We start from the raw sequence: 19429 nt of genomic DNA, 5'->3' as shown, positions 1-19429 counted from the left end.
GAGGTTGCCCGGCCGGTCGCTCAATGGGTGAACCGGCCCAGCCAGCCGGCGATCGCTTCGACGGACGGAGTCGATCCCGGTTCTTCGCGCAGGAGGCGATGCACCGCCCGGACCACTTCCGGGCGGTGCAGTAATGCTCGGGCCGCTGGTCCAGTACTCCTGGCTGCCAAAGCCAGTCCCAGCCCCGTCAGAGCCGCGGGGTCGTCCGGGTTGGCGGCCAGGAGCTGCCGGTATCCGGCCGCGGCTTCGTCCGCCCGCCCGGCCACGAACTGCAGATCGGCTTCCGTGGCACCAGGAACAGCGGACCCGTGTGCGGCGAACCGCGCGCGACCGTCGACGCCGAGGCGGAGCCGGATCAGGTCCGTGCGGGCGTCGTGCCAGTCACCGTCCGGCACCGGTGTCGGCGAGGGCTCCGACAAAGCCGCGGCGGCGGAATCCGGTCGTGCGATCCCGGCCCGCCAAGCAGCTGCCAATTCCGCCACCGTGCCGGGATCGGGCCGCAAATGCCTGGTTCGCCAAGCCGCGTAGTGATCGGCGGCTGCGAGACGCGCCCAAGTCCGAGGAGCACCGGATACCGATTCCTTCTGCCACGGAAGCAGCTTCTCGGCGACACCGTCCAAGAACCGGCGGCCGGCAGCAGTGAGACTCTCGTCCGTGCGGACCACAGTCAGCGTGCGCCAGACCTGTCCACGCCACAAGGCGAATTCGAACGCGGCGAGTTCGTTGTCCGGCTCCGCCGCGGCGAGGGCACGCCAGAACGACGTCACACCGAAAAAGGCGTAAATGCCGTGGAGTACACCTCCGACGGGGCGTGGGTCGTCCCGCCACGGTGCATACAACCGCTCTCTCGGGTCGTCGTGGTTCAGCCGCACGAGGTGGAGCAGGCCACCGAGCCGGATGTGCTGGAATTCGTGGACGAGCGCGGCGGCGAGCGGCGCGGGATCCTCGCCGTAGGAGATGATCGCGCTCCCGAAAGCCTCGCCGGTCGACGCGCTGGGCAGCCGGAACGGCACAGCGGGTTCGGGAACCAGCGAGTCGAGGCCGACGGGGAGAGCTTCCGCGACCGCGGGAAGATGCCTGGTGAGCAGCCGCCATGCGTCTGCGAGCACCGTTCGCCAGGATTCGATTTCGACGGGGCTCAATCGTTCCGGCTGGATCGGCTCGTACAGCCCGCGGTACGGATCCAGGTCGTCGATGCGCACGGGGAGCCGCCGGCCGTCGGACCACGCCACGGCTTCGCGTACGCCGAGCCAGCCCGGCGCGTCGGCGGACGTGTTCGCCGGCAGGCGGACTCGTGATCGCGAGTTGCTGATTTCCACGCGTCCGTGGCTTCCCCGGATGCGGGCGACCGAAAACGGCGCCTCGGTGCGCAGGTGCGCGAGACCGAGGGTCGGCAGGGCTGCCTTTCCCTGCCACACCGGTAGTTCCGCCTCGAACGGAATTCCGCCGCGCACCGCCGCCGCCGCGGCCAGGCAGTGCAGGTGACCGAGGTGCACCCAGAACGGGCAGACTCCGGTGATGTCCTGCCGGCAAAGCCGCGTGGTGTAGCCCGCCCACGTCCCGGTGTAGGGGTGGGCGAGGATCGTTTCGAGCGCGTGCGGCGCCGCTCGTTCGACTCGCGCCAGCAATTCCCACGCGATTTCGGGCGACGGCAGCGGCCGGTATGAGTCTTCGGACTTCGCCGACACCTCGACCAGGCTCCGCAAAAGCAGGAGGCGACGGCTCCGTTCGGCGGCACGCAGCTTGCGGACCGGTTCGGGGCCGCCTTCGCCGCGTGCCACGGCGTCGAAATCCGCCCAGGGCAATTGGTGACGAGACAAGCCGCCGGCGGACTCGATCGTTTCGTCGGCTGCCTCGCTGCGCCACATCAGTCGACCCGCTTGGCCTGACTGCCGCTCGCGGTGACTTGGATGTGCGAAGCCCGTTCCACCGCATGCCGCAATGACTTGCGCAGTTCGCCGCCGTCCAGGGTGCGCAGTCTGGTGAGGGAGACGCCGCCGAGGTCGAGGAGCTCGGATTCGATTCCGTCTTCTGCGCCGGAACGAGCTGCTTGCATCGCGCTTTTCCCCTTCCGCAGGGAGAGCGGACCCCGTCGGCCCGTTTCGATTGTCCCGCATTCCGGGCCGTTTCGACAGGGACGGACGCCGTGCGCCGATCAGGCTACGTCCAGCACCGTGTGCAGGAGGGTCGTCAGCTCCGCCGCGAAGTGGGGGCGGGCCGCCACCCGGCGGGTGCGTGCGAGGTCGTTTGCGATGGTCAGCGCCGCGTGCACGGTGATTTTCGCTTCCCGCGGCGGCAGCGAAGGACGTACTGCGGAAAGCAACGTGACCCACTGCGCGACGTAATCGCGTTGCACGCGCAACAGATCCGCTTTGTCGCGGTCGGGCATCGTGACGCGGTCCGCCGAGAACGACACGAGCAGTTCCGGCGTGTGCAGAATCGTGTGCACGTACGACTCCGCCAGGCGGCGCAGGGCGGTGTGTTCGTCCGGGGCCTGGAGCGCGCGCTCGGCCGCGAGCGCCAGCCGGTCCGCCGCGCGGTGGCCGATCGCCACCATGAGAGCCGCCTTGCTCGGGAAGTGGCGGTAGACGCTCGGGCCCGCGATGCCCGCCGCCGCGCCGATGTCCTCCATGCTGACGTCGTGGAAGCCGCGCTGGGCGAACAGCGCCGTCGCTTCCGCCAGGACCTGCTCGCGGCGGGACGGCGTGCCCAGGCTCAGTGCCGCGGGAACCGGCGGCGCGGACGGCGACGGGAGTGTGGCGTTCAGCACACCGAGCGCCAGTTCGACCAGTAACTGGGCGAAGCGGCGGCGTGCCACCGACGTGTGGTGCACCGAGACGCTGCCGAACACCGACAGCGCCGCCCAGCACAGCAGCTCCGCGTCCTCGCCGGGCAGGTCGGGGCGCCGCGCGAGCAGCGCCTTCGACCACGCCGTGAGCGCCAGCGCCGAGCGGCGCGCGATCTCCCGCTGGTCCTCCTTGGGCAGGTGGCGGCCCTCCCAGCGCCAGAGCGCCGCGATTTCCCGGCGCTCGACAGCCTGCGCCGCGAGCTGGCGGAGGAGGGATTCCAGCTGGTCGGAAGGCTCAACGGAGTCCGACAGCGCTTCCGCCGTCGCCGTCTCCAGGTCCTCGAAGCCACTGAGGACGACGTACGCCAGGATCGCCTGCTTGTCCGCGAAGTGGCGGTACAGCGCGGGGCCGGTGACGCCCGCCGCGTCCGCGATGTCCTTGATGCCGACCCCGGGGAAGCCGCGCGCGCGGAACAGCTCCGCCGCCACCGCGGCCAGCTGGGCCTTGCGGTCGCGGGGGCGCGCGGTGCGCTCGACGTCGGTCATGGTGAGTGAACGATAGCGGTTAACGGCACACCTGCAACCCATTGACACCATGGGGTTATCCGGCGATATGTTAATGGCCATTAGCCCTACTGGCCGGTATCATCGGTCACGGTACGAAGACGTCCCACACGCTCGCGAGGAGTTGTTCTGTGAGTAGCGAGGCCTACATCTACGAGGCGATCCGCACGCCTCGCGGCAAGAACAAGGGCGGTGCCCTGCACGGCACCAAGCCGGTCGACCTGGTGGTCGGCCTGATCGAAGAGCTCAAGGTCCGCCACCCGAACCTCGACCCCGCGGTGATCGACGACGTCGTACTCGGCGTCGTCTCCCCGGTCGGCGAGCAGGGCGCGGTCATCGCGCGCACCGCCGCGCTGAACGCCGGTCTCCCCGAGACCGTCGCCGGTGTGCAGCTCAACCGCTTCTGCGCCTCCGGCCTGGAAGCCACCAACACCGCCGCGCAGAAGATCCGCTCCGGCTGGGACAACCTGGTCATCGCCGGCGGCGTCGAGTCGATGTCGCGCGTGCCGATGGGCTCCGACGGCGGCGCGCTGTTCATGGACCCGGCCACCGCGTACGACAACTACATCGTCCCGCAGGGCACCGGCGCCGACCTGATCGCGACCATCGAGGGCTTCTCCCGCGAGGACGTCGACCGCTGGGCCGTCCGCTCGCAGGACCGCGCCGAGGCGGCCTGGTCCGGCGGCTACTTCGCCAAGTCCGTCGTCCCGGTCAAGGACATCAACGGCGTCACCGTGCTGGACCACGACGAGCACCGCCGTCCCGGCTCCACCGTCGAGGGCCTCGGCAAGCTCAAGCCGGCCTTCGCGGGCATCGGCGAGCTGGGCGGCTTCGACGCCGTCGCGCTGCAGAAGTACCACTCGGTCGAGAAGATCAACCACGTCCACACCGGCGGCAACTCCTCCGGCATCGTCGACGGCGCCGCGCTGGTGCTCGTCGGCTCCGAGCAGATCGGCAAGACCTTCGGGCTGACGCCGCGCGCCCGGATCGTGGCGACCGCGTCGATCGGCTCGGAACCGACGATCATGCTGACCGGCCCCACGCCGGCCACCGAGAAGGTCTTGAAGACCGCGGGCCTCAAGCCCGAGGACATCGACCTGTGGGAGCTCAACGAGGCGTTCGCGTCCGTCGTGCTCAAGTGGATCAAGGACCTGCACCTCGACGAGGACAAGGTCAACGTCAACGGCGGCGCGATCGCCATGGGCCACCCGCTCGGCGCCACCGGCGCGATGCTGGTCGGCACCGTGGTCGACGAGCTCGAACGGCGCCAGGCGCGCCGCGCACTGGTGACCCTGTGCATCGGCGGCGGCATGGGCGTCGCGACCATCATCGAGCGGGTGTGAGGACCACAATGGCCGAGAGCAAGACCATCCGCTGGGAGCAGGACTCCGACGGCATCGTCACCCTGACCCTGGACGACCCGAACCAGTCGGCGAACACGATGAACGCCGACTTCCGCGAGTCGCTCGGCGTGACCGTCGACCGCCTGGAGGCCGAGAAGGACTCCATCACCGGCGTCGTGATCACGTCCGCCAAGAAGACGTTCTTCGCCGGCGGCGACCTGAACGACCTCATCCAGGCCAAGCCGGAGAACGCGGTCGAGCTGACCGAGGGCAGCACCCTGATGAAGGGGCAGATGCGCCGCATCGAGCAGCTCGGCAAGCCGGTCGTCGCGGCGATCAACGGCGCCGCGCTCGGCGGCGGCCTCGAGATCGCGCTGGCGACGCACCACCGCATCGCCGCCGACGTCAAGGGCAGCCAGATCGGCCTGCCCGAGGTGACGCTGGGCCTGCTGCCCGGCGGCGGTGGCGTCGTGCGCACCGTGCGCCTGCTCGGCATCCAGAGCGCGCTGCTGAACGTCCTCCTGCAGGGCCAGCGCCACCGCCCGGCCAAGGCGCTCGAACTCGGCCTGGTGCACGAGCTCGTCGGCACGGTCGAGGAGCTCGTCCCCGCCGCGAAGGCGTGGATCAAGGCGAACCCCGAGGGCGGCGTCCAGCCGTGGGACGTCAAGGGCTACAAGATCCCGGGCGGCACCCCGTCGAACCCGAGCTTCGCGGCCAACCTGCCGGCGTTCCCGGCGAACCTGCGCAAGCAGATCAAGGGCGCGAACATGCCGGCGCCGCGGGCGATCCTGGCCGCCGCGATCGAGGGCGCGCAGGTCGACTTCGACACCGCGATCACGATCGAGACGCGCTACTTCATCCACCTCGCCACCGGCCAGGTCTCGAAGAACATGACGAAGGCGTTCTTCTTCGACCTGCAGACCATCAACTCCGGCGGCTCCCGCCCGGACGGCTTCGAGAAGTACACGGCCAAGAAGGTCGGCGTGCTCGGTGCCGGGATGATGGGCGCGGCGATCGCGTACGTGTCGGCGAAGGCCGGCATCGACGTCGTCCTCAAGGACGTCTCGCAGGAGGCGGCCGAGAAGGGCAAGGGCTACGCGGAGAAGCTGGAGCAGAAGGCGCTTTCGCGCGGCAAGACCACGCAGGAGAAGTCGGACGCGCTGCTGGCGAAGATCAAGCCGACCGCCGACCCGGCCGACTTCGCGGGCGTCGACTTCGTCATCGAGGCCGTGTTCGAGAGCGTCGAGCTGAAGCACAAGGTGTTCGGCGAGATCGAGAGCGTCGTCAACGCCGACGCGGTGCTGGGCTCCAACACCTCGACGCTGCCGATCACCACGCTCGCCGAAGGCGTGCAGCGGACCGAGGACTTCATCGGGATCCACTTCTTCTCGCCGGTGGACAAGATGCCGCTGGTCGAGATCATCTGCGGTGAGAAGACGTCGCCGGCGACGCTGGCCAAGGTCTTCGACTACACGCTGCAGATCAAGAAGACCCCGATCGTCGTCAACGACAGCCGCGGTTTCTTCACCTCGCGCGTGATCGGCACGTTCATCAACGAGGCCGTCGCCGCGCTGGGCGAGGGTGTCGAGCCGGCGTCGATCGAGCAGGCCGGTTCGCAGGCGGGCTACCCGGCGCCGCCGCTGCAGCTGATGGACGAGCTGACGCTGACCCTGCCGCGCAAGATCCGCAAGGAGACCCGCGAGGCGATCGAGGCCGCGGGCGGCACGTGGAAGGCGCACGCGTCCGAGGCCGTGATCGACCGGATGCTGGACGAGTACGACCGCAAGGGCCGCTCGACCGGCGCGGGCTTCTACGAGTACGACGCCGAGGGCAAGCGCGTGGGCCTGTGGCCGGGCCTGCGTGACGCGTTCAAGTCCGGCTCGACGGAAGTGCCGTTCGAGGACCTCAAGGAGCGGATGCTCTTCGCCGAGGCGCTCGAGACGGTGAAGTGCTTCGACGAAGGCGTGCTGACGTCGGTCGCGGACGCCAACATCGGCTCGATCTTCGGCATCGGCTTCCCGGCGTGGACCGGCGGTGTCATCCAGTACATCAACCAGTACGAGGGTGGCCTGCAGGGCTTCGTCGACCGGTCCCGCGAGCTCGCGGCCCGGTACGGCGACCACTTCGAGCCGCCGGCCTCGCTGGTCGAGAAGGCCGCCAAGGGCGAGATCTACGAATAAGGGCTGGACCGTCGAAGGCCGTCACTCCGGTGGCGGCCTTCGTCGTGTCCGCCAGTTTGTCCGCGCGCGTTCGCCCAACGGTCACTGAACGCGCGTTAACCTCCGCCCATGCGCAGTTCCCTGACGGTGGCGCTCGCCGCCGCCCTGTTCGCCTCCGCGTTGACAACGATGTCAGCAGCCGCCGATCTGAGTCCCGCCGACTTCGTCGACCCGCTGATCGGCTCGGCCGGGGACGGCAACACCTATCCCGGGGCGGTCGCGCCGTTCGGGATGCTCTCCTGGAGCCCGACCAGCACGCGCGGCGACCAGACGTCCACCGGCGCCGCCAACGGGTATCAGTACGACACCACCCGCGTCCGCGGCTTCGCGTTAACGCACGTTAACGGCGCCGGCTGCAATCCCGGCGCCGCCGGGGACGTGCCGATCCTGCCGTTCGCCGGCGACGTCACCTCCTCGCCGACCGCCGACACCACCGACGCGGTGTACGCGAGCAACTTCAGCCACGCGGACGAGAGCGCGTCGCCGGGACGGTACCGTCTCGGCCTGGCCAACGGCGTCACGACCGACGTCGCGGCGACCGAGCGCACCGCGATCGGCACGCTGGCCTACCCGGCGGGCAAGCCCGCGAGCCTGCTGTTCCGCACGTCGAACTCGCTCAACGGCAGCGAGGACGCCGAAACGCACCTCGACCCGGCGAACCGCCGGGTCACCGGGTCGGTGCTGACCGGCGCGTTCTGCGGGCGCCGCGCGAACGGCGGGGTCAACAACCGCAAGTCCTACTACCGCCTGTACTTCACCGCGCGGTTCGACCAGCCCTTCACCGGCACCGGGACGTGGAAGGACGCGACGCTGCAGCCCGGCGGTCTCGACCAGACCGGCGGCGAAGGTTACGCGACGGGCAAGGACCGCGCGGGACGCGGCTCGGGCGGTTACGTCACCTTCGCGCCCGGCAGCAAGGTCACCATGCGGATCGCGATCTCGTACGTCTCCCTCGACGGCGCCGAACGCAACCTGCGCGCGGAGCAGCCGCCGAAGTCCACCGTGGACAGCGTCGCCGGCGCGACGAAGCGGGCCTGGAACACCGAACTGAGCCGGATCGACGTCGGCGGCGGCACCGCCGGCCAGCGGATCGTCTTCACCACCGCGCTCTACCACGGCCTTCAGCAGCCCAACCTCGTCAGCGACGTCGACGGCCGGTACCTCGGGATGGACTGGCAGGTCCACCGCGTCGAACCGGGGCAGGACGCGCAGTACTCCAACTTCTCCGGCTGGGACCAGTACCGCGCCCAGATCCAGCTGTTGGCGCTGCTCGAACCGCGCGTCGCCGGGAACTTCGCGCAGTCGCTCTACAACTACGCGAAGCAGAACGACGGCGTCTGGGACCGCTGGGTGCACGTCAACGGCGCGACGCACGTGATGACCGGCGATCCGTCGGCGGCGACGCTCGCGACGTTCTACACGATGGGCGTCCGCAACTTCGACTACCGCGGCGCGTTCGAGTCGCTGTACCGGCAGGCGACCGTCCCGCGGCCCGAAGGCCTGCAGGACGGCGGTTGTCCGGGCCAGTGCGTCGGCCAGCGGCCGAACCTTACGCAGTACGTCACGTCGCACTACGCGCCGAACGACGTCTGCCATTGCTGGGGTGGCGCCGCCGAGACGCTCGAAGACGCGGTCGCGGACTCTGCAATCGGACATTGGGCGGAACAGCTCGGGCGGACCGGCGAAGCCGCGGAGCTGCGCGCACGCGGCGCGTACTGGCGGAACGTCTTCAACCCGGAGACCGGTTACGCGCAGGCGCGCAACCTCGACGGCAGCTGGGTGACGCCGTTCGACCCGGCGAGCGACCGCGGGTTCGCGCAGGGCAGTGCGGCGGCTTACACGTGGATGGTCCCGCAGGACGTCTCCGGTCTCGCCGACGCGATGGGCGACAAGGCGAACGCCGTCACCCGGCTCGACGGGTTCTTCCACGACGGAGCAGGCAACTGGCAGCTCAAGGGCGGCGGGCCGCTCAAGTACGACCCGACGAACGAGCCCGACATCCACGCGCCGTGGCTGTACAACGAGCTCGGGCAGCCAGCGAAGACGCAGGAGACCGTCCGGCAGCTGGTGAACTCCGTCTACACGACCGGCCCGGCCGGCCTGCCCGGCAACGACGACCTCGGCACGATGTCCGCCTGGTACGTCTTCGCGGCGCTCGGGATCTACCCGCGCACGCCGGGCACGGGCGAGCTGCTGCTGTCGAGCCCGCTGTTCGCGACCGCCGTCGTGCGGCCGGCGGGTGCGGCGCCGATCCGGATCACGACGTCCGGGAGCGGGAAGTACGTCGCCGACGTCCGGCGCGGCGGACGGCCGCAGCGCGACTGGAAACTCGACGCGTCATTCCTGCGCACCGGCGGCACGCTGGAATTCCGCTTGTCCGAGACGCCGACGGCCTGGGGGCGCTGATCACCCGATCGGGTTTACCGCCGTCGCGGGTACGGTCTGCGGGGTGGTTTCGCCCGTTCACAGAACGATCTTCTTGATCGACGTCGAAAAGTACGGCGCCGCGGAGAGAACGACACCCGACCTGCTCGCGTTGCGGAGCGGTCTGTACGAGGCATTGGAAAAGGCCTTTCTCGACTGCGGCCTGCCCTGGCAGGAGTCACGGCTCGACGACGCGGGGGACGGCGTGTTCGTCCTCGTGCCCGCCACCGTGCCCAAATCCGCTTTCGTGGAGCGGTTTCCGACCGCGCTCGCGGAGGCCGTACGCGCGCACAACGCCCGGCACCCGAAGCAGGCGCAGATCCGCGTTCGGGTCGCCCTGCACGCCGGGGAAATCGCCTACGACGAGCACGGAGTGGCGTCGCGGGCGATCATCAAGGCCTATCGGCTGCTCGACGCGAAGGTGCTGAAGAAAGCACTCGCCAAATCGGACGGCGTGCTGGCGCTCGTCATGTCCAAATGGTTTTTCGAAGAGGTGGTGAAACAGAGCGCGCACGCGAAGGCCGACACCTACCGGCGGGTCAAGGTGAAGGTCAAGGAGACCCGCGAAACCGCCTGGATCGCCCGGCCGGACGACCCCTACCCGCCACTGGCCCGCCGGACCTGGCTGCGGTGGCTGGGCGTGGCAACCGTGGCCGCGCTCATCTCCGCCGCCGCGGTCGTCCTGTGGCCCGGCGACGACAGCTTCCTCGGCGACCCGCGCACCGCCGACCCGTGCGCGCTGACCTACGCCGAAGCGCTGACCGCCTACGGGACGGTCGAGACGTTCGAGGACTACGGCAACTTCAACCGCTGCGACGCGCTCGTGTACCTGACGCGGGACCGCGAGCAGTTCGTCGACGTGCGCGTCGAGTTCGCGAAAGGCGGCTCGGACCCGAGCCTGCCGGTGCAGCGGGAAGGCACACTGGGGATCCAGCGCCCGCCCGCGCAGCCGGACAACTGCGTCCGGCTGGTGCTCCTGCCGGACGACGAACAGGTGATCTTCCAGGCTCGCGAGACCGGCGAGCGGCCGGTCGACCTGTGCGGGATGACCGAGACGGTCCTGGCGAGCGCTCTGCTGAAACTGCGGCAGGGCGAGATCGCCCGGCGCGAGCTGCCCGCCGGCTCGCTCGCGGGGAAGGACGCATGCGCGCTGGTAGACGCCGCCGCGGTGACGGCCGCCGTCGGCGCCGGGCCGCTGGAGCGGACGCCGGACTTCGCGAACTGGGGCTGCGACTGGGACTACACCGACCGGCCCGGGGTGGTGAAGGTGCTCTTCGACCGCACCGAAGCCGAGGGTCTCGACGGCACACCGGTCGAGCTGCCCGGCTTCGCGGCGCGGGTGTGGGCCGCGAAGCGCAGCGACACGAGCTGCACGGTCTCGATCGTCTACCGCCAGTACACCGACCCGAACCACGTGCTGACCGACGAGCTCGTGCTCGTCGACGTCGAGAAGAGCGACGAGCCGCCGGACCGGTTGTGCACCCCGGCCCGGCAGCTGGCGGACACCGTCGCGCGGCGCTTGCGGGCCTAAGGCTCGAGCGCGAGGTGCGGGAGCCGCCGGTCCAGCCACTTCGGCAACCACCAGGCCCGCTCGCCGAGCAACCGCATGATCGCCGGCACGACCAGGCAGCGGATCACCAGTGCGTCCAGCAGCACCGCGACCGCGAGGCCGAGACCGAACTGCGCCAGCATCCGCGACGGATCGAGCAGGAACGCGCCGAACACCAGCACCATGATCGCGCCGGCCGCGGTGATCACGCCGCCGGTCGCGGCGAGCCCTTCGCGCACCGCGAGCCGCGCGTCGCCGGTGCGCCGCCACTCCTCGTGCATCCGCGACACCAGGAACACCTCATAGTCCATGGACAGCCCGAACACGATCGCGAAGATCATCACCGGCACGAAGGCCTCGATCGGACCGGACTGCGCGCCGAGCCGGCCGTCGCCGAACACCAGCGTCATCACGCCGAGCGAAGCGCCGATGCTCAGCAGGTTCAGCAGCGCCGCCTTGAGCGGGATCAGCACCGACCGGAACACGACCATCAGCAGCAGCGCGGACAACCCGACGACGACCAGCACGAACAGCGGCAGCCGGGCGGCGACGGCGTCCGCGAAGTCCGTCGCGGCCGCGACCTGCCCGCCGACCAGGTAGTGCCCCGGGAGCGCCGGCAGGACCTCGGTCCGCAGCCGCGTCACCAGCTCGGCGGTCGCCGCGTCCTGCGGCGACGTCGTCGGGAAAGCGAGGACGGTCCGGCCCATCGGCGGCAGCGCGCGGGCGATCCCCGGCGTCGACGCCAGCCGTTGCTGCAGCGCGACGGCGTCGCCTTCTGCCGCGACGACCGCGAGCGGGCCGCTGAAGCCCGGGCCGAAGCCCTCCGCCAGCAGGTCGTACGCCTTGCGCGTGGTGGACCCGGCCGGGTCGGTGCTCGCGTCGGCGAACCCGAGCCGCATGCCCAGCGCCGGGATGGACAGTCCGACGAGGAGCAGCAGGCCGATCGCCAGCGGTGCCGCGGGCCGCCGCTGGACGCCGTCCGCGAGCCGGCGCCACGCCCGGCCGTGCTCGCGCTTCTCCGCGTGCCGCCGGATCCCGCGTTCGAGCCGCTTCCCGAACAGCGAAAGCAACGCCGGGAGCAGCGTCACCGACGCGAGCATCGTCATCAGGACGGTCAGCGCGACCGACAGCGCGACGCCGCGCAGCCCGCCGAGCCCCAGCGCGAGCAGGCCGAGCAGCGCGATGATCACCGTCGTCCCGGCGAACAGCACCGAGCGGCCGGCGGTGTCGAGCGCGCGTCTCGCCGCCGCTTCGCGGTCGAGGCCGTTCAGGATCTCCGTGCGGTAGCGGGAGAAGACGAGCAGCGCGTAGTCGACGCCAACCCCGAAGCCCACCAGCATCATCAGCGGCGAGGTGTAGCTCGCGATGTCGACGTAGTGCGAGACGACCGTGATCACGCCGAGCGTGCTGCCGACGGCGAACACCGCGGTGATGACCGGCAGCCCGGCCGCGAGCAGCGAGCGGAACAGGAACACGAGGATGACCAGCGCGGCGAGCAGTCCGACGCCTTCCGAGGGCCCGCCACCGCCGGAGATGCGCTTGATGGGCTCCCCGGCGAGCGCGGCCTCGACGGGACTGCGCTCGACGACGCCGGCGAACTTCACGATGTCGTCGTAGGGCAGGTCGGCCGAGGCCGCGTCGAACGTGACGGTCGCGTAGCCGATCCGGCCGTCGGCCGACAGCGTGTCGAACGGCCCGGTCACCGACCGGACGTGCGGCTGCAATCGGACATCGTCCAGAACAGCTTCGATCGCGCCGCGCCGCGTCTCGAGCCCGCTGTCGTCCCGGAACACGATCTGCGCGCTCGTGTCCGATTGCGCGGTGTTCCGCAGCAGGTCGACGACCTGCTGGGACTCGGTTCCGGGCAGCGAGTTGTCGTCGTGGAACGCGGCTCCGGTGAGCCGCGAGGTGAGCGTGACGCCGATGAGGAGCAGCGCCCAGAGCGCGACGGCGAGCCACCGGTGGCGCTGCGCCCAGCCGGCCAGCTTCGCCAGGCTTCCCCCGGTGGGGCGAGTGATGGTGTCCATGGCGGACAAGGATTCGCGTCCGGGGGCCTGCTCCGCGTCGAGCACGGGAGGACACTTGCGCTGCTCCCGGCGGAGTCCCTTAAGGCTCGTCCCGTACTCCCGGGGGAGTACGGATCAGGGGTTCACCCAGCGCGGCGTCACCGCGCCGGACTCGTAGGCGAGCACGACGAGCTGCGCCCGGTCGCGCGCGCCGGTCTTGGTCATGATGCGGCTGACGTGGGTCTTCGCCGTCGCCGGGCTGAGCGTGAGCTCGCGCGCGATCTCGTCGTTCGACAGGCCCGCCGCGACCAGGGACAGCACTTCGCGTTCGCGGTCGGTCAGCCGGTCCAGCGCCGGGGGCGGCGCCGGGCGGGTGCCGCGCGAGGCGAACTCCGAGATCAGCCGCCGGGTGATCGACGGCGCCAGCAGCGCGTCGCCGCGCGCGACCACGCGCACCGCGTGGATCAGCTCCTCGGGCTCGGTGTCCTTGACCAGGAACCCGCTCGCGCCCGCGCGCAGGGCGCCGTAGACGTCTTCGTCGAGGTCGAACGTCGTAAGAATGACGACCTTACTGTGTACGGCCGGGTCTTCGAGGAGGTGCCGCGTCGCGGCCAGGCCGTCGAGCACCGGCATGCGGATGTCCATCAGCACGACGTCCGGACTGTGCTCGTGCGCGGCCTGCAGCGCCTCACGGCCGTCCGCGGCTTCGGCCACGACGGTGATGTCGTCCTCGCCGTCCAAAATGGACCGGAAGCCGGCCCGCACCAGCCGCTGGTCGTCGACGAGCAGGACCCGGATCATCGGCCCATCATCGCACCGGCAGCCGCGCGCGCACCCGGTAACCGCCGCCTTCGCGCGGCGCGGCGGTCACTTCGCCGCCCAGCGCCCGGGCCCGTTCGGCCATTCCGCGGATCCCGTTCCCCGGCGGCGCGTCCCCGCCGCGGCCGTCGTCGTCGACCTGCACGGACAGCTCGTCGGCGCGGTACCCGAGCCGCACGACGACGGTCTTCGCGGCGGCGTGCTTGGCGACGTTGGTCAGCGCCTCCTGCACCACGCGGAACGCGGCGTGCTCGACGTCCGGCGGCAGGTCCCGGGCGACACCGTCGATCTCGGTGCGCACGGTCAGCCCGGACGCCCCGACCGACTCGGCCAGCTCCGCGACCCGGTCCAGCGCGGGGCGTGCGGTCCGGAGCATCCCGAGCGTCGCGCGCAACTCCTGGAGTGCGGTCTTGCTGGCGTCTTTGATCGCCCCGAGGGCTTCCTCGGCCTGCGCGGGGTCCCGGCGGTGCAGCGCGGCGCCGGCCTGGACGTTGATCAGCGCGAGGTGGTGGCCCAGGACGTCGTGCAGTTCGCGCGCGATCCGGAGCCGCTCGTCGGTGGCCCGCGCCCGCGCTTCGGCCTCCTTCGTCCGCTCGGCTTCGGCTCGGAAGTGCGCGACGGCGCCGCCCGCGACCAGCGCGACGAACCAGCCGGTCATGAGGAAGAACGCGAAGTTGTCGACGTGCCGCCCGGTCCGTGAGCTGATCTCCCCGACCGCGACTCCGGCCATCGCGGCGACGGCGAGCAGCGCGGCCCCGCGGATCCGCCCGGCCGCGGCGGCGGCGAAGAGCGCGTACGCGAAGGCGAGGAGAACGAGCCCGTCCGGGTCGGTCAGCGGGTAGTACAGCGCGCAGCAAACGAGCGTTAACCCGGCGACGCTCAGCGGGTACGTCCGGCGGAAGAACAGCGCGGCGCAGCAGAGGACGGTGAGCGCCCACCCGAGCGCGGCGTGGTGCGGGGGCTTGGCGCCGTCGTTCAGGACGGCGAAGAGCGAGCCGACGAGCACGGCGACGGTGACCGCGAGCTCGGCCGCGTAGCGCCGCAACCAGGACATGCGCCGAGTTTAGGCGGCGTAACAAACCCTCCCGGCCGAGCGACTCCGGCGGCATTGATTCGTGTTGCTAAGGAGTCATCGTGAGCAAGAAACTGGGGTTGATCCTGGCCGCCGGCCTGCTGGTGGCGGGCTGTGGCGTCGGCGCGGTGCCGCCGAAGGACGCGGGGCAGGTCGGGGTCCTCGACGCTCCGACGTCGTCGACCTACCAGACGCCGTCGACGTCGGTCCCGGTCACGACCGAAGCGCCGGTGACCACCTCCGAAGCGGCGGCCGTCACGACCACGCCGACCACCCCGCAAGCGGCCGTGCCGAAGCCCAAGACCGCCCCGAAAAGCATCCCGAAGACCACCGCGCAGGCCGCGCCGAAGCCCGCCGAGTGCGGCGCCGACTACTACCGGAACTCCGACGGCAACTGCGTCCACCGGCCCAGCGACAACCCGTCCGGCGCGACGGCGCTCTGCAAAGACGGGAGCTACAGCTACAGCCAGCACCGCTCCGGGACCTGCTCCGGGCACGGGGGAGTCCGCACCTGGCTGTGACGAAACCGCCACTCGGACGGAATCCCGCCACCCCGTGGGTACAGTGCATGAAGTTGCATGATGCGTACTAACTACACACCGTGGGGGTGTTGGTGTCCCGTCCCGAGCGGTCCGGCCGCGCGATCGTCGTCGTGCTCGCTTCGTGCGGGCTCGTCGCGTCGTTCATGCAGACGCTGGTCGTGCCGCTGATCCCGGTCTTCCCGCGGCTGCTGAACGCTTCGCCCGCCGACGCGTCCTGGGTGGTCACCGTGACGCTGCTGGCCGCCGCCGTCATCACCCCGGTCAGCGGGCGGCTCGGCGACCTCTACGGCAAGCGGCGGATGATCCTGGTCAGCCTCGCGCTGCTCATCGCCGGCTCGGTCGTGTCCGCGACGACGAGCGCGCTCGCGTTCCACATCATCGGGCGCGGGCTGCAGGGCTGCGCGATGGGCGTGATCCCGCTCGGCATCAGCATCATGCGCGACGAGCTCCCGCCCGAACGCGTCGGCGGCGCGATCTCGCTGATGAGCGCGACGCTCGGGGTGGGCGGCGCGATCGGGCTGCCGGTCGCGGCCGTCGTCGCCGAGAACGCCGACTGGCACGTGCTCTTCTGGATGGCCGCCGGCCTCGGGCTCTTCTTCGCGCTGTTGATCCTCAAGTTCGTGCCGGAGTCGCCGCTGCGCACACCCGCGCCGTTCGACTACTTCGGCGCCTTCGGGATCGCCGCGGGCCTGGTCTGCCTGCTGCTGCCGGTGGTGAAGGGAGCCACCTGGGGCTGGACCAGCACGCCGACGCTGGGGTTCGCCGCGGCCGCCGTCGTCGTGCTGCTCGCCTGGGGCACCTACCAGCTGCGCCGGCGCGACCCGCTCGTCGACCTGCGGGTGTCCGCGCGCCGCCCGGTGCTGTTCACGAACCTCGCGTCGATCATGGTCGGCTTCTCGATGTACGCCATGGCGTTGTCGTTCCCGCAGCTGCTGCAGGCGTCGTCGGCGACCGGGTACGGCCTGGGCCAAACGATGGTGGAGTCCGGGCTGTCCCTGGCGCCGAACGGTCTCGTGATGATGCTGCTGTCGCCCGTTTCGGCGCGGCTCATCACCCGCTTCGGCCCGCGCCCGACCCTGATGACCGGCGCGCTGGTGATCGCCGCCGGGTACGTCTTCGCGATCCTGCTGATGGGCAACGCCTTCGAGCTGATCACGGCGTCGGTGATCATCGGTGCCGGCGTCGGCATCGCGTACGCGGCGATGCCCGCGCTGATCATGGGCTCGGTGCCGGTCACCGAAACGGCGTCGGCGAACGGCCTGAACTCCCTGATGCGCTCGGTCGGCACGGCGGTCTCCAGCGCGGTGATGGCCGCGATGCTGGCCCAGCTGACGATCACCGTCGGCGGGCTCTCGGTGCCGTCGCTGTTCGGCTTCCGGGCCACGTTCGCGGTGGCCGCGCTCGCCGCGCTGACCGGCGTGCTGCTCGCCGGGCTGGTGCCGAAGACGCGCACCGCGCCGGAGCTGGTCCCCGCCTAGTTCTTGCGCGCGACCAGCGCCAGCCCGCCGCTCTCGGCCGGGTCGGCAGGCACGTCCGCGGGGTCGTCCGGCCGCCACTCGGGGATGAACACGACGCCCGGGTCGAGGATCTCGAAGCCGTCGACCAGCGCGCGCAGCTCGTCGGCCGAGCGCGGGGTCACGGGGTTCGCGCTCTTCCGGTACATCGCCACGGCGCGGGCCGTGCCGTCGCTCTGCTGCTCGTACGTCGCGGACGACAGCGCGAGGTAGCTGCCGGGCGCGAGCGCGTCGCGGTAGGCGGCGATCAGCCGGGCCGGGTCCCGTTCGTCCGGGATGAAGTGCACGAACAGCGCCATCACGACCATCACCGGCTGGTCCAGGTCCAGCATCGTCTCGGTGATGTCGTGTTCGAGGACGTCGTCGGGGAACTCGGCGTCGGCGTGCACCATCGCGGCGTTCTCGTTGTCCTCGAGGACGATCTCGCTGTGCGCGACGGCGATCGGTTCGTTGTCGACGTAGACGATCCGCGCGGTGGGGTCGACCGCGTGCGCCACCTCGTGCACGTGCCCGACGGTCGGCATGCCCGACCCGATGTCGAGGAACTGCCGGATGCCCTGGTCCATCCCGAACCGGATGACCCGGCGCAGCCACTGCCGGTTCAGCCGCGCCCGCTCCCGCGCGTTCGGCTGCGCGGTCAGCACCTGCTCGGCGAACATCCGGTCGACGGCGTAGTTCAGCTGGCCGCCGAGGATGTAGTCGTACACCCGCGCGGGGTTCGGCTTGTCGAGGTCGATACCCCGTCTGGCGTACTCGTCTTCGCTCACTGCGGCTCCCGTGATCAGGGTGTGCGGCCGAGGATAACCGGACCGCGCCGCCTAGATCTTCCGCGCCACCAGCGCCAGCCCGCCCGAGCGCGCCGGCGGGTCCTCGAGCGGCTCGTCCGGGCGCCACTCCGGCGTGAACACCACGCCCGGCGGCAGGATCTCGAAGCCCTTCACGAGCGCGCTCAGCTCGTCGGGGGAGCGCAGCGTCAACGGCGTCCCGCTCTTCTCGTACAGCGAAACCGACCGCTGCGTCTCCTCGCCTTGTCCTTCCCAGGTCCCCGACGACAGCGCCAGGTAGCTGCCCGGCGCGAGCACGTCCCGGTAGCGGCCGATCAGCCCGGCCGGATCGCGGGAGTCCGGGATGAAGTGCACGAACGCGGCCATGATGACCATCACCGGCTCGCTGAAGTCGATCATCGCCTCGGTGGTCGGGTGCTCCAGCACCTCGTCCGGGTACTCGGCGTCGGCCTGGACCATCGCCGCGTTGTCGTTGTTCTCGAGGACGATTTCGCTGTGCGCGACGGCGATCGGTTCGTTGTCGACGTACACCACCCGCGACTCCGGGGCGACCGCCTGGACGACCTCGTGCACGTGCCCGACGGTCGGCATGCCCGACCCGATGTCGAGGAACTGCCGGATCCCCTGTTCCGCGCCGAACCGCGCGGCGCGGCGCAGCCACGCCCGGTTGGTCAGCGCCATGTGCTGCGCGTTCGGCAGCACCCCGAGGATCTGGTCGGCGAACATCCGGTCGACGGCGTAGTTGAGCCTCCCGCCGATCATGTAGTCGTACACGCGTGCCGCGTTCGGTCTTTCGAGGTCGATGCCCCGCTTCGCGTGTTCGTCTTCGCTCATCCGCCGCTCCCGGGCTCTGGGTGTGACGGGAGAATAGTCCGGTTCTACAGCAGCGGCGGTACCGCGGCGTCGATGAGGTGCGGACCGGGTTCGGCGAAGGCGCGCTGCAACTGCTCGGCGAGCTCCTCGGCGGTGGTCGCCCGCGTCGCGGGAACGCCCATGCCCTCCGCGATCTTCACGAAGTCCATGTCCGGGCGCGAAAGGTCGAGCAGCTCGTTCGCCTTCGGGCCGCCCGACGCCGCGCCGACGCGCTGCAGCTCCAGCCGCAGGATCGCGTACGCGCGGTTGTTGAGCACCACCGTCGTGACGTTGAGGTTCTCCCGCGCCTGCGTCCAGAGCGCCGAGATCGTGTACAACGCGCTGCCGTCCGATTGCAGGTTCAGGACGGGACGGTCCCGTCCCGCCACCGCCGCGCCGGTCGCGACCGGCATGCCGTAGCCGATCGCGCCGCCGGTGAGGGTCAGGACGTCGTGACGCGGCGCGCCCGCGGTCGCCGCCGGCAGCATCAGGCCGGACGTGTTGGCTTCGTCGGCGATGATCGCGTTCTCGGGCAGCAGCGCGCCGATGACGTCGACCCAGTTCTGCGGGGTCAGCGGCCCGGTCGGCAGCGCGGGCCGGGACGGCTGCTGCAGCACCGGCTCGGTGTCCGCGGCGACGAGCTCCGCGACCTCGTTCAGCGCGCGCGTGACGTCCTGGCCGACGGACGCGAGCGTGTGCACCTGCGCACCTTCCGGCGTAAGGTCGCTTGCCTTACCCGGGTAGGCGAAGAACGACACCGGCGCCTTCGTGCCCGCGACGACGAGGTGCTTGATCCCGTCGAGCTGGTACGCGACCTGTTCGGCGAGGTAGCCCAGACGCTCGATGTTCGGCAGGCCCGCACCGCGCTCCAGACGAGACGGGAACGTCTCGACGAAAGTCTTCGCACCGGTCGCGGCGGCGATGCGGCTCGCCGCGCGCAGCCCCTCCTCGC

14 protein-coding genes are annotated in these 19429 nt (G+C 70.7%); 6 read left to right on the top strand and 8 right to left on the bottom strand.

Going from position 1 to position 19429, the window contains the following annotated elements:
- Positions 1 to 20 precede the first annotated feature (20 nt).
- Entirely contained in the window at positions 21 to 2117 is a 2097-nt protein-coding gene (locus G3I65_RS16405) for an HEXXH motif domain-containing protein (RefSeq protein WP_239071242.1), read from the bottom strand.
- 38 nt (positions 2118 to 2155) lie between these two features.
- Positions 2156 to 3334, bottom strand: coding sequence for a TetR/AcrR family transcriptional regulator (locus G3I65_RS16400; protein WP_160696879.1), 1179 nt, complete (start codon positions 3332 to 3334; stop codon positions 2156 to 2158).
- Between the two features lie 149 nt (positions 3335 to 3483).
- Between G3I65_RS16400 and G3I65_RS16395 the strand changes: the two genes are divergently transcribed.
- The 4 genes from G3I65_RS16395 to G3I65_RS16380 all read left to right on the top strand — a co-directional run bounded on the left by G3I65_RS16395 (position 3484) and on the right by G3I65_RS16380 (position 10869).
- Positions 3484 to 4695, top strand: a complete 1212-nt coding sequence (locus G3I65_RS16395) for an acetyl-CoA C-acetyltransferase (RefSeq protein ID WP_160696878.1) — start codon at positions 3484 to 3486, stop codon at positions 4693 to 4695.
- Positions 4696 to 4703: 8 nt separating this feature from the next.
- The gene (locus G3I65_RS16390) at positions 4704 to 6875 is read left to right on the top strand and encodes a 3-hydroxyacyl-CoA dehydrogenase NAD-binding domain-containing protein (RefSeq protein WP_160696877.1); all 2172 of its coding nucleotides are present in this window, start codon (positions 4704 to 4706) and stop codon (positions 6873 to 6875) included.
- Between the two features lie 108 nt (positions 6876 to 6983).
- Positions 6984 to 9320, top strand: a complete 2337-nt coding sequence (locus tag G3I65_RS16385) for a GH92 family glycosyl hydrolase (RefSeq protein ID WP_160696876.1) — start codon at positions 6984 to 6986, stop codon at positions 9318 to 9320.
- A gap of 73 nt (positions 9321 to 9393) precedes the next feature.
- Positions 9394 to 10869, top strand: coding sequence for a hypothetical protein (locus G3I65_RS16380; RefSeq protein ID WP_160696875.1), 1476 nt, complete (start codon positions 9394 to 9396; stop codon positions 10867 to 10869).
- On the opposite strand, the gene G3I65_RS16375 is transcribed toward G3I65_RS16380, so the two are convergent.
- The 3 genes from G3I65_RS16375 to G3I65_RS16365 form a co-directional block, all read right to left on the bottom strand.
- A complete protein-coding gene (locus G3I65_RS16375) occupies positions 10866 to 12914 on the bottom strand; it encodes an MMPL family transporter (protein ID WP_160696874.1) in 2049 nt (682 codons plus the stop codon). The genes G3I65_RS16380 and G3I65_RS16375 overlap by 4 nt on opposite strands.
- A 114-nt stretch (positions 12915 to 13028) precedes the next feature.
- A complete protein-coding gene (locus G3I65_RS16370; RefSeq protein WP_160696873.1) occupies positions 13029 to 13694 on the bottom strand; it encodes a response regulator transcription factor in 666 nt (221 codons plus the stop codon).
- 7 nt (positions 13695 to 13701) lie between these two features.
- Complete coding sequence (locus G3I65_RS16365; protein ID WP_160696872.1) at positions 13702 to 14766, bottom strand: sensor histidine kinase; 1065 nt, start codon at positions 14764 to 14766, stop codon at positions 13702 to 13704.
- A gap of 80 nt (positions 14767 to 14846) precedes the next feature.
- Here G3I65_RS16365 and G3I65_RS16360 point away from each other — a divergent pair, with 80 nt between their 5' ends.
- A complete protein-coding gene (locus tag G3I65_RS16360) occupies positions 14847 to 15305 on the top strand; it encodes a DUF3761 domain-containing protein (protein ID WP_160696871.1) in 459 nt (152 codons plus the stop codon).
- Between the two features lie 86 nt (positions 15306 to 15391).
- Positions 15392 to 16804, top strand: coding sequence for an MFS transporter (locus G3I65_RS16355; RefSeq protein WP_160696905.1), 1413 nt, complete (start codon positions 15392 to 15394; stop codon positions 16802 to 16804).
- On the opposite strand, the gene G3I65_RS16350 is transcribed toward G3I65_RS16355, so the two are convergent.
- From G3I65_RS16350 to G3I65_RS16340, 3 genes are all read right to left on the bottom strand, one after another.
- Positions 16801 to 17607: an SAM-dependent methyltransferase gene (locus G3I65_RS16350; RefSeq protein ID WP_160696870.1), complete on the bottom strand. Its 807-nt coding sequence runs from the start codon at positions 17605 to 17607 to the stop codon at positions 16801 to 16803. The genes G3I65_RS16355 and G3I65_RS16350 overlap by 4 nt on opposite strands.
- 51 nt (positions 17608 to 17658) lie before the next feature.
- Complete coding sequence (locus tag G3I65_RS16345) at positions 17659 to 18459, bottom strand: SAM-dependent methyltransferase (RefSeq protein WP_160696869.1); 801 nt, start codon at positions 18457 to 18459, stop codon at positions 17659 to 17661.
- Positions 18460 to 18503: 44 nt separating this feature from the next.
- Positions 18504 to 19429, bottom strand: a 926-nt coding sequence (locus G3I65_RS16340) for an acetolactate synthase large subunit (protein ID WP_160696868.1), incomplete at its 5' end; no start/stop codon positions are given.

Origin of the sequence: Amycolatopsis sp. SID8362 (genome assembly GCF_010550475.1) — a bacterium.
GTDB classification, from domain to species: Bacteria; Actinomycetota; Actinomycetes; order Mycobacteriales; family Pseudonocardiaceae; genus Amycolatopsis; species Amycolatopsis eburnea.
Note: the sequence above shows the minus strand (reverse complement) of the source record. Positions and strands in the feature narration are given on the sequence as shown.

Excerpts from the sequence above, each read along its gene's own strand:
- G3I65_RS16405 (WP_239071242.1), bottom strand. The coding sequence starts at position 2,117 with ATGCGGGACAATCGAAACGGGCCGACGGGGTCCGCTCTCCCTGCGGAA.
- G3I65_RS16400 (WP_160696879.1), bottom strand. The coding sequence starts at position 3,334 with ATGACCGACGTCGAGCGCACCGCGCGCCCCCGCGACCGCAAGGCCCAG.
- G3I65_RS16390 (WP_160696877.1), top strand. The coding sequence starts at position 4,704 with ATGGCCGAGAGCAAGACCATCCGCTGGGAGCAGGACTCCGACGGCATC.
- G3I65_RS16385 (WP_160696876.1), top strand. The coding sequence starts at position 6,984 with ATGCGCAGTTCCCTGACGGTGGCGCTCGCCGCCGCCCTGTTCGCCTCC.
- G3I65_RS16375 (WP_160696874.1), bottom strand. The coding sequence starts at position 12,914 with ATGGACACCATCACTCGCCCCACCGGGGGAAGCCTGGCGAAGCTGGCC.
- G3I65_RS16370 (WP_160696873.1), bottom strand. The coding sequence starts at position 13,694 with ATGATCCGGGTCCTGCTCGTCGACGACCAGCGGCTGGTGCGGGCCGGC.
- G3I65_RS16365 (WP_160696872.1), bottom strand. The coding sequence starts at position 14,766 with ATGTCCTGGTTGCGGCGCTACGCGGCCGAGCTCGCGGTCACCGTCGCC.
- G3I65_RS16345 (WP_160696869.1), bottom strand. The coding sequence starts at position 18,459 with ATGAGCGAAGACGAACACGCGAAGCGGGGCATCGACCTCGAAAGACCG.